9 protein-coding genes and 2 pseudogenes are annotated in these 12,231 nt (G+C 70.7%); 3 read left to right on the plus strand and 8 right to left on the minus strand.

Annotated elements, in window-relative coordinates:
- Window positions 1–21 precede the first annotated feature (21 nt).
- Complete coding sequence (locus AC5YDA_RS02320; RefSeq protein ID WP_496192729.1) at window positions 22–2,427, plus strand: alpha-amylase family glycosyl hydrolase; 2,406 nt, start codon at window positions 22–24, stop codon at window positions 2,425–2,427.
- Window positions 2,428–2,476: 49 nt separating this feature from the next.
- Here the strand turns inward: AC5YDA_RS02320 and AC5YDA_RS02325 are convergent, their stop codons facing one another.
- The 4 genes from AC5YDA_RS02325 to purF form a co-directional block, all read right to left on the minus strand.
- Complete coding sequence (locus AC5YDA_RS02325) at window positions 2,477–3,454, minus strand: alpha/beta hydrolase (RefSeq protein ID WP_496189390.1); 978 nt, start codon at window positions 3,452–3,454, stop codon at window positions 2,477–2,479.
- Window positions 3,455–3,518: 64 nt separating this feature from the next.
- Window positions 3,519–3,755 (minus strand): DUF3073 domain-containing protein, encoded by a 237-nt coding sequence (locus AC5YDA_RS02330; protein ID WP_496189389.1) that lies wholly within the window; start codon window positions 3,753–3,755, stop codon window positions 3,519–3,521.
- A 151-nt stretch (window positions 3,756–3,906) separates the two neighbouring features.
- Window positions 3,907–4,977, minus strand: a complete 1,071-nt coding sequence (purM, locus tag AC5YDA_RS02335) for a phosphoribosylformylglycinamidine cyclo-ligase (protein WP_496189388.1) — start codon at window positions 4,975–4,977, stop codon at window positions 3,907–3,909.
- Window positions 4,970–6,445, minus strand: coding sequence for an amidophosphoribosyltransferase (purF, locus tag AC5YDA_RS02340; RefSeq protein WP_496189387.1), 1,476 nt, complete (start codon window positions 6,443–6,445; stop codon window positions 4,970–4,972). The genes purM and purF overlap by 8 nt, the downstream gene beginning before the upstream one ends.
- A 132-nt stretch (window positions 6,446–6,577) precedes the next feature.
- Between purF and AC5YDA_RS02345 the strand changes: the two genes are divergently transcribed.
- Entirely contained in the window at window positions 6,578–7,123 is a 546-nt protein-coding gene (locus AC5YDA_RS02345) for an NADPH-dependent FMN reductase (protein WP_496189386.1), read from the plus strand.
- Between the two features lie 56 nt (window positions 7,124–7,179).
- Here AC5YDA_RS02345 and AC5YDA_RS02350 read toward each other — a convergent pair whose 3' ends face one another.
- Together AC5YDA_RS02350 and AC5YDA_RS02355 are read right to left on the minus strand one after the other, a co-directional pair.
- Window positions 7,180–7,869 (minus strand): DUF4870 domain-containing protein, encoded by a 690-nt coding sequence (locus AC5YDA_RS02350; RefSeq protein WP_496189385.1) that lies wholly within the window; start codon window positions 7,867–7,869, stop codon window positions 7,180–7,182.
- Window positions 7,866–9,308 (minus strand): annotated as a pseudogene (locus tag AC5YDA_RS02355) (AIR synthase related protein); the annotation flags it as partial. The gene AC5YDA_RS02350 and the pseudogene AC5YDA_RS02355, both read right to left, overlap by 4 nt.
- A gap of 189 nt (window positions 9,309–9,497) precedes the next feature.
- On the opposite strand from AC5YDA_RS02355, the gene AC5YDA_RS02360 reads away from it, so the two are divergent.
- On the plus strand, window positions 9,498–10,418 hold the full coding sequence (locus AC5YDA_RS02360; RefSeq protein ID WP_496189384.1) for an N-acetylglucosamine kinase: 921 nt from the start codon (window positions 9,498–9,500) through the stop codon (window positions 10,416–10,418).
- A 2-nt stretch (window positions 10,419–10,420) separates the two neighbouring features.
- Here AC5YDA_RS02360 and purQ read toward each other — a convergent pair whose 3' ends face one another.
- Window positions 10,421–11,098 carry a phosphoribosylformylglycinamidine synthase subunit PurQ gene (purQ, locus tag AC5YDA_RS02365; protein ID WP_496189383.1) on the minus strand — a complete coding sequence of 226 codons (678 nt, stop codon included), beginning with the start codon at window positions 11,096–11,098 and terminating at the stop codon, window positions 10,421–10,423.
- Between the two features lie 88 nt (window positions 11,099–11,186).
- Window positions 11,187–12,065: pseudogene (locus AC5YDA_RS02370) on the minus strand (phosphoribosylaminoimidazolesuccinocarboxamide synthase); the annotation flags it as partial.
- Window positions 12,066–12,231: the final 166 nt, after the last annotated feature.

Raw genomic sequence — 12,231 nt, forward strand, 5'->3', positions numbered from 1 at the left:
GTGCGTGACAAGGTGCTGGTCATGGTGACGAGGCGCTGGCTCGCGGGCGGGATCGCGGGGGCACTCGCGCTGGGGGCGCTGGGCTGCAGTGCACCGCGCCCGCCGGCCGAGTACACGCTGGTCGGAACCTTCCAGCAGGAGCTCGGCTGCACCGCCGACTGGGATCCGTCCTGCGCGACCACCGGCCTCCTCCCCGCGGGTGGCGCCCACGCGTACACGGCCGAGATCCCCGGCGGCCGGCACGCCTTCAAGGTCACCCGCGCCGGCGGGGGTGACAGCTGGGGCGCCGACGGCGAACAGGGCGGCGCCGAGATCCCCCTCGCGTTGGCCGGCCCGGCCCGGGTCACCTTTCGCTTCGACCCCACCTCGCACCGCGTCGTCGCCGAGCCCGCCGAGCCGACAGGACCGTCCGCGCCCGTCGACCCGGCCCATGCCCCGGACGCTCTGCGCGCCCACCTGACCGGGGAGCGGTTCTACTTCGTCCTCACCGACCGCTTCGCCAACGGCGATCGGTCCAACGACACCGGCGGCATCCCCGGCGACCGGCTCGCCCACGGCTTCGATCCGGCCGACAAGGGGTTCTACCACGGCGGCGACCTGCGGGGAGTCATCGACCACCTCGACTACATCCAGGGGCTGGGCACCACGGCGATCTGGCTGACGCCGTCGTTCGTGAACAGGCCGGTCCAGGGCCCGCCCGGGCAGGAGTCGGCCGGCTACCACGGCTACTGGACGACCGACTTCACCCGGATCGACCCGCACCTGGGTGGCAACGCCGAGATGAAGGCGCTGCTCGACGCCGCCCACGCGCGCGGGATGAAGGTCTTCTTCGACATCATCACCAACCACACCGCCGACGTGATCCGACCCGACGGCAGCACCACCTACGTCTCGAAGGAGGCCACCCCCTACAAGGACGCCGCGGGGAGGCCCTTCGACGACCGCGACCACGTGGGCGCGGCGGACTTCCCGAAGCTGGACGCCGCAACCTCGTTCCCCCTGCGGCCGGGCTTCGCCCGCCCCGAGGACGCCACGGCCAAGACCCCGGCGTGGCTCAACGACCCGACGATGTACCACAACCGGGGGGATTCGACGTTCAAGGGCGAGTCGGAGACCTACGGCGACTTCTCGGGTCTCGACGACCTCTTCACCGAGCGCCCCGAGGTCGTGCGGGGCATGATCGACCTCTACTCCACGTGGGTCGCGTTCGGCGTGGACGGGTTCCGGATCGACACGGTGAAGCACGTGAACCTCGAGTTCTGGCAGCAGTTCGGTCCCGCCCTGGCGAAGGCGGCCCGGGATGCGGGCAACGAGGACTTCTTCATGTTCGCCGAGGTGTACGACCCGCGCTCCGAGGCGATGAGCCTCTACACGACGACCGGAACGCTGCCCGCAGCACTGGACTTCGGCTTCCAGACCAAGGCGGTCCAGTTCGCCGAGGGCAAGCCGCCCACCTCCCTTGAGGGCTTCTGGGGTGCCGACGACCTCTACACGGACGCGGACAGCAACGCCCACCAGCTGCCGACGTTCCTCGGCAACCACGACATGGGCCGTGTGGGCCACTTCCTCGACGTGCTGTCCTCCGGTGACGAACTCCTCGCCCGGATGAAGCTCGCCCATGACCTCATGTTCCTCACCCGCGGCCAGCCGGTCGTCTACTACGGTGACGAGCAGGGCCTCCTGGGCAAGGGCGGGGACAAGGACGCACGCCAGAGCCTCTTCGCCACCCAGGTGGAGCAGTACGCCACCGAGGATGTGGCGGGCGCCCCGCCGGGCAGTCGCGACCGCTACGACACCTCCCACCCGCTCTACGCCCACATCGCCGAACTGGCCGCGCTGCGTGACGGTCACCGGGCGCTGGCCGACGGAGCCCAGATCGTCCGCCACGCCGACAGGACCCGTGGGGGTCTCGCGCTGTCACGCATCGACGCCGCGACCTCCACGGAGTACGTCGTGGTCCTCAACAACTCCCCGACCGAGACGTCCGCCGAGGTGCCGACCTGGTCGGACGGGGTCACCTTCGCACCGCTGTACGGCACGGACGCCACACCCACGGCCTCCGCCGACGGGACGCTGTCCGTGATGGTCCCACCCCTGTCCGCGGTGGTGCTGCGCGCGACCGCGCCCATGTCGCCACCGGACGCCGCCCCCACCGTCGCGCTCGACCTCACCCCGGGAGCCACCGTCAAGCAACGCGCTCCGCTGACGGCGACCGTGACCGGCGACACGTTCACCCAGGTGACGTTCTGGACGCGCCCGCTCGGCGCTCCTGACTGGACCCTGCTCGGTACCGACGACAACCCCGAGTACCGCGTCCATCCGGACCTGGGCGGGCTGGCACCGGGATCCCTCGTCGAGTACCGGGCGGTGGCCCGGACCCACGACGGGCAGGTGGCCGGGGCGTCCAGCTGGGGCGTGGTCGGGTGAGTGGAACCTCCTCGCGTGGCGCGGGAGCGCAGCACGCGGACGTCCGCTCCTACTCCTCCAAGGGGAGCGGCCGCGGCGCGTAGGCGCGGACCCAGCGCGCCACGGACGCGAACCACGCGGCCCGTGCCGGCTCGGGCGAGAGCGACAGGTCATGGGTGCCGCCGTCGATGCGCGACAGGGCGACCTCGGGCCCCAGGTTCCACGCGACGGCGCTGATGCGGTCCACGTCGAGCACGACGTCGGCCTGCCTGGCCTCGTCGCTGTACTTGCGGAGGAACACCGTCCTCGCCGAGGTCGACACGAGGACGGGGCAGTCGATCTGGAGGCCCTTCGCGACGCGGGCGTGCCCCTGGAGCACCGCCCGCAGCCAGCCGACGCGAACGGGCTCCCCCACCTCGGTCTTGAGGTCGAGCGACCAGTCCCACTCGCCCCCGTGGGAGGCGTGCAGGGACCGGACGTACACGTTCTCCTCGGACTCGGGCAGTGGGAAGACAGCCGTCGGCGCCCACTTGCTCCACTCCTTGAGCAGGGGGTTGAGCATGGCGGTGACCGCCGGCGGCCCCCACATGTCGAGCCACGGCGAGTTGAGGACGAGCCCTGCGAACGTCCCGGGACGGTCCGCCGCGTGGAGGGCCGCCGTCAGACCGCCGGTCGAGTGCCCACTCAGGATGACTGAGTCGTGGTCCGCGCGGACGAGCGCCAGGGCCGCGTCGAGTTCGTCGGCGTAGTCCGACAGGTCCTCGATGTAGCCGGGGAACTGCCCCTTGCGCAGGCTGCGCCCGTAGCGGCGCAACTCCACGGCGTGGAACGAGAAACCCTGACGATCCCAGAAGTCGGCCACATGCGCATGGAAGAAGTAGTCATTCCACCCATGCACCTGCACGATCGCGCGCCGGTGGCGCCGACGATGGGGATCCGCGGGGCGAACCACCGTGGCCCACAGGGGCTCGTCACCCTCACCATCGAACGGCGTCGCCTCCAGCATCAGCGAACGACACTCGAACCCGTCCAGCAGCACGTCGGGCACCCACCCATCGGTGGACGCGTGGTGGAGTGGACCTGGCACGGGAAGGGGTTCGTCCGGAACGGGCTCAGCGGTAGTCGCGGCCCTCGTCCGGGTACTCATCCTGGTCGTCTTCGTCCTCTTCGTCCTCCGGCGCGTACGGGTCGTCGTACTCGTCGGGGTCCTCACTCGCCTCGTCGTGGCTCTCGTAGGACTGTCCGCCCCTGAGTTCCCGTTCGAGGGAGGAGAAATCGGTGTCGAAGGTTCGGTACTTCAGATCGCGAGCGACTTTGGTCTGCTTCGCCCTTGCACGGCCGCGCCCCATGTCCGGGTCGACCCCCTTAGCGTCTTCTGGCGGTCTGAGCCGCGTGAGGATGTATTTATCGTGACGCCGATGGTACCCGAGTTCATAACGTGGACAAAGCAGGTTTCACCGCCACGCGCGCCGACGGGGCTCGCGCGGTGTCCTTCCCGCCTCAGCCGGCGTGGTCTCCGACGAGCTCCACGCGGGCAGCGCCCTCCGTCGCGGCGGTTTCACCCAGCACCCAGGCCGTCAGGCCCCGCTCGGACGAAGCGCGCACCAGGGCGTCCACCGAGTCGGCCGGGGCCACCAGGGCCATGCCGACGCCCATGTTGAGGGTCGCCTCGATGTCGGGCCGGCTCACCTGACCGAGCTGCTGGACGAGCGAGAAGATCGCCGGCGGCGTCCAGGTGTCGCGGCGCAGGGTCGCAGCCACGCCGGAGGGCAGGACGCGGGCGAGGTTGTTGGCCAGCCCGCCGCCCGTGATGTGGCTGATCGCGTGCACCTCGGCGGCCTCGACCAGGGCCAGGATGTCGCGGGCGTACACCTGGGTCGGCGTGAGGAGCTCCTCGCCGAGCGTGCGCCCCAGCTCGGGAACGTCGCGGTCCAGCGCCCAGCCGGCCCGGTCCAGCAGCACGTGGCGGACGAGCGAGTAGCCGTTGGAGTGCAGCCCCGAGGACGCCAGGGCCACGACCACGTCGCCGGGGCGGACGCGGTCCGGGCCGAGGATCTTCGAACGCTCGACGACACCCGTGGTGGCGCCTGCGATGTCGTACTCGTCGGCGCCCAGTAGGCCCGGGTGCTCGGCGGTCTCGCCGCCCAGCAGCGCCGCTCCGGCCACCTCACAGGCCGCGGCGATGCCCTTGACGATGTCCGCGATGCGTTCCGGGACGACCTTGCCGCACGCGATGTAGTCGGTGACGAACAACGGTTCGGCGCCCACGACCACGAGGTCGTCCACGAGCATGCCGATCAGGTCGAAGCCGATGGTGTCGTGCTTGTCCATGGCCTGCGCGATGGCGACCTTGGTGCCGACGCCGTCGGTGGAGGTCGCCAGGACCGGGTGGTCGTAGTCCTTGAACGCCGAAGCGTCGAAGAATCCGGCGAATCCGCCCAGGCCGCCCAGCACCTCGGGGCGCTGCGTGCGCTTGACGTGGGCCTTCATCAACTCGACGGCACGGTCGCCCGCCTCGATGTCGACACCGGCCGCCGCATAGGCCGACCGGCCCGTCGTCGCGTCACTCATCGTCTTCCTCCTGCTGGATCATGCGCATCTTCTCGGCGACGCCGAGCGGAACCGGAATGGGGTACTGACCGTCGAAGCAGGCCCGGCACAGGCGCCTCTTCGGCAGGCCCGTGGAGGCCACCAGGCCCTCAAGGGAGATGTAGGCCAGGGAATCGGCGCCGATGGACCGGCAGATCTCCTCCACGCTCATGCCGGGCGCGATCAGCTCGGCGCGGGTGGCGAAGTCGATGCCGTAGAAGCAGGGCCACTCCACGGGCGGGGACGAGATCCGGACGTGGACCTCTGCGGCCCCCGCCTCACGGAGCATCTTGACCAGCGCCCGCTGGGTGTTGCCCCGGACGATCGAGTCGTCGACCACGACCAGTCGCTTGCCCTCGATGACGTCGCGGATCGGGTTCAGCTTGAGCCGGATGCCCAACTGGCGGATCGTCTGGGAAGGCTGGATGAACGTGCGCCCGACATAGGAATTCTTGACCAGGCCGAGCCCGTAGGGGATCCCGGACGCCTCCGCGTAGCCGATCGCGCTCGGGATGCCCGACTCCGGGGTCGGGATGACCAGGTCAGCCTCGACAGGGGACTCCAGGGCCAGCGTCCGGCCGATCTCCACCCGCGTGGAGTGGACGCGGCGACCGGCGATGACGGTGTCGGGACGGGCGAGGTACACGTACTCGAAGAGGCAGCCCTTCGGCTTGGCCTGGGCGAATCGCTCCGACCGCAGGCCCCCGGAATCGATGGCGATCATCTCGCCGGGCTCGACCTCACGGACGAAGCTGGCGCCGACGATGTCGAGAGCCGCCGTCTCCGAGGCGACGACCCAGCCGTTGGCGAGGCGGCCGAGCACCAGCGGGCGGACGCCGTGGGGGTCGCGCGCCGCGTACAGCGCGTGGTCGTCCATGAACGTGAAGCAGAAGGCACCCTTCAGGCGGGGCAACACCTCGCGCGCGGCGTCCCACGTCGACTCCGTGGACGTCGCCATCAGCGCGGTGACGAGCCAGGTGTCGTTGGTGGAGTCCATCGAGTCCTTGGAGGCGACCTGCACCGTGGCGTCGCGCTCGTGCAGCCACGACCGGAGCTCCTCGGTGTTGGTCAGGTTGCCGTTGTGCGCCAGCGCGAGGCCGCCCGACGGCGTGGCCCGGTAGGTGGGCTGGGCGTTCTTCCAGACGGACGCCCCGGTCGTGGAGTAGCGGGTGTGCCCGATCGCGAGGTGGCCCGGCAGCGAGTTCAGAGCCGGCTCGTCGAAGACCTGGCTCACGAGCCCCATGTCCTTGAAGACCATGATGCGTTCACCGTTGCTGACCGAGATGCCCGCCGACTCCTGACCGCGGTGCTGCAGCGCGAACAGGCCGAAGTAGGTGAGCTTGGCGACTTCTTCACCAGGGGCCCAGACGCCGAAGACGCCACACTCCTCGTTCGGTTTCGGGTCTCCCAGCGGGTCACGTGCGGCAGAAGCGCCGCGAGGGTCCTTCACCTGACGGAGTCTAGCGGGGACGCCGGACAACCACGAAGACGACCGCAGGGAACACGGCCACGTCGGCGGCAAGAGACGCCAACAAAGTCAATAAAGTTGACGGCTCAACCATTTGCGGGCCATAGTTGAACCGTGAACAACCTGAGCATCATCGTGTCCTCCACCCGCCCCGAGCGCGTCGGCTCCCACGTCACCACGTGGGTCCGCGAGACCCTCGGCTCCGACTGGAACATCACCGTCCTGGACCTCGCCGAGATCAACCTCCCGTTCTTGGACGAGCCGCAGACGGCCGGCAGCGGCATCTACACCAAGCCGCACACCCTGGCCTGGAAGAAGCAGATCGACGCCGCCGACGCCATCGTCGTGGTGAACCCCGAGTACAACGGCTTCTTCCCGGCCCCGCTGAAGAACGCCATCGACTACCTCTTCGCCGAGTGGGAGAACAAGCCCATGGCGATCGTGGGCTATGGCTTCGGCGGTGGCGCCCGGGCAGCCGGTGCGCTCACCACGCTGCTGGGGAACCTCAAGGCCAACGTCGTCGGCTCGCTGGCCCTGTTCTTCAACCAGGACCTGAGCACCGCCGGTGAGATGACCGTCACCGACGGCAAGCCCGAGGAGCTCCGCGCCCTGTCGACGCAGCTCAGGGCCGCCATCGACGGGGAGGCCCAGGCCGCCTGACCGACCGCCAGGTTCCGGGCCCGACCTCTGCTTGGTCGGGCCCGGTTTCGCGTCCGTCAGCGGATGATGCGCAGGCTGAAGGGGTAGCGGTGGTTGCGGCCGCGGAACGCCTCCAGCGTCGCCGAGAGGCGCAGCACCACCGCCACGAAGGGCAGCATCACCAGGAACAGGTAGCCGATCAGCACGTACGTCAGCAGCGCGGCGACCAGGATGAGCAGCCAGATCGTCACCTCGAAGTTCAGTGACTCCTTGGCGTGCTCCCGGACCCGCGCGTTGCGCTCCCCGATCGTCAGCAGGACGACCAACGGTCCGAGCCACGTCGTGAACAGGGGCAGCCAGTGCACCGCGGGCACCCAGAAGCGCTCCTCGCCCGACAGCGGCGCACCGTTCCACGGATCCCGTTGGTCGGACAGCCGCGGCTGGGGCCACGGGCCGTACGCCGCGGACCCCTGCCAGCCCTGTCCCGGTGGGGGCGGCCAGCCGTTGTGCTGCGGAGGGGGCCAGGCACCCGGCGCCGACGGAGGCGCCCATCCCGTGGGCTGGGCCGGCGGTTGCCACAGGGGCGGCCCCCACTGGCCCTGGTCACCCCAGGGCCGCGCCTGGGGCGGGGGTTGGGGCGGGGGTTGGGTGCCCCACGGCTCCCGGTGCGCGTGCGGCTCCTGCGGGGGGTGCGCGGCGTACGGGTCGACCACGGTCGGCTCCTCATCGCCCTCGCGACGCTCCCCCGGGTCACGTCGGTCGCTCATCCGGACCCCCTCAGTGCAGCGCGGATGGGCGCCGCCCAGCGGGCACGTACCTCGGACAGGTCCAGCCTGAACTGTCCATGCACCTCGAGGACGGGCTCCTCGATCACCTCTCCGAGGCGCTCGAAGGGGACGCCGGCGTCCGTGCACAGCGCTACGAACTCGGCGTACTGCGGGCCGGCGAGCGACACGACCGCCCGGGCCGGCGACTCGGAGAACAGCTGGACCGTGGGGTCGCCGTCCGGCAGGGTCAACGCGACGCCCAGGCCGTGGCGGAGCGCGGACTCGACCAGCGCCTGGGCCAGTCCTCCCTCGGCCAGGTCATGGGCCGACGTCAGCAGGCGCCGCCCGGACGCCTCGACGAGCACGTGGGCCAGGGCCTTCTCCGCGGCCAGGTTCGGCATCGGCGGCATCCCGCCCAGGTGACCGTGCACGATGTCCGCCCAGACGGATCCGGAGAGTTCCTCCTTCGTCTCCCCCACCAGCACGACGGCGTCGCCGGGGTAGGCGAAGCCCAGCGGCGTCCGCCCGGCGACGTCGTCGAGGACGCCCAGCACGGCGACCAGCGGGGTCGGGTGGATGGACGGGCCCGGATGGTGCTGGAAGCCCACGGTGCTGTCGGTCACCGGGGTTCCCAGTTCGGCCGTGCCGTCCGCCAGGCCCAACGCCGACTCACGCAACTGCCATTGCACCGTCGGGTCGTCGGGGGGACCGACGTTCAGGCAGGTCGCGGCGGCGACCGGCCGCGCCCCCGTCATCGCGACGTTCCGGTAGGACTCCCCCAGCGCCAGCTGCGCACCCAGGTACGGGTTGAGCAGGCAGTAGCGCGGGTTGTTGTCCAGCGCCAGGGCGATCCCCCGTGCGGTCCGCTCGTCGACGCGGACGACCCCGGCGTCCTCGGGCTGGGCCAGCACCGTGTTGCCGCCCACATAGCGGTCGAACTGGTCGGTGATCCAGCTCCGGTCACACAGGTGGGGGGAACCGACGAGGCGCAACAGGTGCTGGCCCAGGTCCGCACCCGACGCCCGCGGGAGCACCTCGGCGCGGTCGGCGTTCAGCCCGTCGATCCAGTCCGGGCGCACCCCGGGACCGTCCGGCACGGGGTGCTCCTGCAAGGTCGGGGCCTCCCCGTCGGGGACGCGCCCGGTGTCGTCGACACTGCCCTCCGCGACACCCACGCACAGGACGTTGACGAGGGTGTTCCCCTGGTAGACGGGGTCGAAGACGACCTCACCGCCGATGGTCGGCAGCCCGAGGTCGTTGGCATGCCCGATGGCCGCCACGACGTCGGGCAGCTCCCCTCGGGTACCGGACGCGTCCAGCGGGCCCAGGCGCAGCGCGTCCATGACCGCGACCGGCCTGGCCCCCGTCGCCAGGACGCGACTGACGGCTCCCCCGAGGCCCGTGTGCGGATCGATCGTGAACGTGACCGCCAGGCCTGAGTCGGTCCACGGCTGGACAATCCCGGGGGCGGCGCCTGCGTTCTGAACGGTGTCGACCACATCCACAATCTAGCGTGGGCGTTCACAGCTCCACCGCGCGAGCGGAGTCGTGTTCCTGCGACGGGCCACCGGGGTAGTGTGGAGCCGTCCGCGATACCCCCTCATCGCGGACATGGATTGGGGGCCCGAATGTCCGAACACACGCACCTGGCCGTCCACGCAGGGCAGTCCTCGATCCGCCTGCGGCTGGTCGGCGGCCCCGACCGGCGGGAGGGCACCGCGCCCGGCGTGGTGGTCGACCGGTCCCTGCCCCCCCAGTGGGCGGCGGCCGTCACGAGCTTCCTCACCAACCACCCGGACGTGCACGTCGACACCGTCACCCTGGGCTGCAGTGGCCTCGGACGGCACAACGCGCACGAGGTCCTGCGGCTGATCGACCATGCGGGCATCAAGCGCGTGATCCTCGCGCACGACTCGGTGACCAACTTCCTCGGCGCGCTGGGTGACGGCGAGGGCTGCGTGATCTCGGCGAACACCGGCACCATCTGCCTCGCGGTCGGTCCTCGCGAGACCGCGTCCGTCGACGGGTGGGGCCACCTCCTGGGGGACGCGGGCTCCGCCTACTGGATCGGCCGGACCGCCCTCGAGGCCGCTCTTCGGGGCCACGACGGGCGTCGCCAGATGACCGCGCTCACCCGGGCGATGGCCGAGATCTTCCCCGACATCGAGCACGCCCACCTCGACCTGCAGGCGGCCCCCGACCGGGTCGCGCGCATCGCGTCCTTCGCCCGCGAGGTCATGGCGCTGGCGCCGACCGACCGCGTGGCCGCCAACATCCTGGACAAGGCCGCGGCCCACCTGTCCGAGGCCGTGCAGGCGGCCGTCCGGCGGGCCCACCTCACCAGTCCGGAACCGCCGCGGGTGTCCGCCTTGGGTCTGGTGTTCCGCAACGAGCAGGTGATCCGCCGGTTCACCGACTTCCTGACGCTGGAGTGGCCGTCCTTCGCCCTGACACTGCCCAAGGGCGATGCCTTGGACGGGGCCTCGGCGCTCCTGGCGCTGGAACCGAGCCACCCCCTGCACGGACGCCTGTCCGCGGCGGAGCGCTGAGTTCAGGACGCCGCAGCGACGAAGGTGAGGACACTCCTGAACACCAGGCGGCCGTCCTCGGACGGTCCGGTGAGGGCCTCGATGCCGTGTTCGGGGTGCGCCATGAGCCCGACGACGTTGCCGCGCTCGTTGGTGATGCCCGCGATGGCGTTCGCCGATCCGTTGGGGTTCTCCCCCAGGTAGCGCAGGACGACCTGGTGCCCGTCCTCCAGACGCTGCAGGGTGTCGGCGTCGGCCTCATAGCGACCGGCACCGCTCTTCAGGACCAGAACGATGTCCTGCCCCTCGTCCAGCGCGCACGTCCAGACGGTGTCACGGGTCTCGACCCGCATGCGCTGGTCGCGGCACAGGAAGGCGCCGCTGTCGTTGCGGCCCAGCCTGCCCGGCAGGACTCCGGCATCGCACAGCACGCGGAAGCCGCTGCCGATGCCCAGCACCGGGAGGCCCTCCTCGGCGGCGCGGACGACCTCGGCCATGATCGGGCTGGACGCCGTGAGCGCACCGCTGTCGTCGTGCTCGCTGGGAGATCCACCGGCCGGCAGGATGACGGCCTCGACGCCCTCGAGGTCGGCCACGGTGTGCTCCAGCAGCACTGGAGTTCCACCCGACAGGCGCACGGCGCGCACGACGGTCTGGTCGTCGATGGACCAGGGAAACGTCACGACGCCGATGCGCGTCATGGGTGGAGCCGACCTTCGGGCTCGAGCGTGTTCACATGCGGCATGGTCGGATACTATCGGCCCCCGCCTGCGCCTAGTTGAAGGGCAGGCCGGTCAGCCGCGCATACGCCTCGACATACCGGTCACGCGTGGCGGCGACCACGGACGCCGGCAGTGGCGGCGGAGGGACGTCCGAGTCCTTGTCCCAGCCGGACTCGTTGACCAGCCAGTCGCGGACGAACTGCTTGTCGAAGCTGGGCTGCACGCCGCCCGGGTGCCACTGCTGGGCGTCCCAGAAGCGGGAGGAGTCCGGGGTGAGCACCTCGTCGGCCAGGACGAGTGTGCCGTCGGGACGGCGTCCGAACTCGAACTTCGTGTCGGCCAGGATGACGCCGCGCTCGCGGGCGATCTCCTCGGCGCGGGAGTAGATGGCCAGGGACGCGGCGCGCAGCTCCTCGGCGGCAGCGGCACCGTGCAGTTCCACGATGCGCTCGAACGGGACGTTCTCGTCGTGCTCGCCCACCTCAGCCTTGATGGCGGGGGTGAAGATCGGCTCGGGCAGTCGATCCCCGTCGCGCAGGCCGTCCGGCAGTTCGATCCCGGTGACCGTTCCGGACTGCCTGTACTCCGCCCAGCCCGAGCCGGTGAGGTAGCCGCGCACGACGCATTCCACCGGTGTCATCGCGAGGCGCTCGGTGATGAGGGCACGCCCCGTGACCGGGCCCGGAACGTCCGTGGACACCACATGGTTCGGGATGATGTCGGCCAACTGCTCGAACCACCACACGCTCAGGCGGGTCAGCACCGCACCCTTGTCGGGGATCACCGAGGCCAGCACGTGGTCGTACGCCGAGATGGCGTCCGTGGCCACCATGAGGAACCGGCCCGTGGCGCGGCCGTCGTCCGAGGGCTCAGCGTCCGGCAGGGCATACAGGCGTCGCACCTTTCCGGCGTGCACAAGGGGGAGGTCCAACCCATAGTCGTCGATCACGCGCCGATCCTATGCCTTCTCGGTCCGGAGGAGGCGTGTGGTCGCCTGGGCGGGCGGCGCGACACTCACCTTGGCCACATCCGCGCCGGCCGGGATCGTCGACACTCACCGAGGTCACACAAAACCCAGTGGCGAACCCCCTCGAGAGTGGCAAGCCTGAGTG

The sequence above is a fragment of the Propioniciclava sp. LT294 genome, from assembly GCF_059516005.1.

Excerpts from the sequence above, each read along its gene's own strand:
- AC5YDA_RS02320 (WP_496192729.1), top strand. The coding sequence starts at position 22 with ATGGTGACGAGGCGCTGGCTCGCGGGCGGGATCGCGGGGGCACTCGCG.
- AC5YDA_RS02330 (WP_496189389.1), bottom strand. The coding sequence starts at position 3,755 with ATGGGGCGCGGCCGTGCAAGGGCGAAGCAGACCAAAGTCGCTCGCGAT.
- purM (WP_496189388.1), bottom strand. The coding sequence starts at position 4,977 with ATGAGTGACGCGACGACGGGCCGGTCGGCCTATGCGGCGGCCGGTGTC.
- AC5YDA_RS02350 (WP_496189385.1), bottom strand. The coding sequence starts at position 7,869 with ATGAGCGACCGACGTGACCCGGGGGAGCGTCGCGAGGGCGATGAGGAG.
- AC5YDA_RS02360 (WP_496189384.1), top strand. The coding sequence starts at position 9,498 with ATGTCCGAACACACGCACCTGGCCGTCCACGCAGGGCAGTCCTCGATC.
- purQ (WP_496189383.1), bottom strand. The coding sequence starts at position 11,098 with ATGACGCGCATCGGCGTCGTGACGTTTCCCTGGTCCATCGACGACCAG.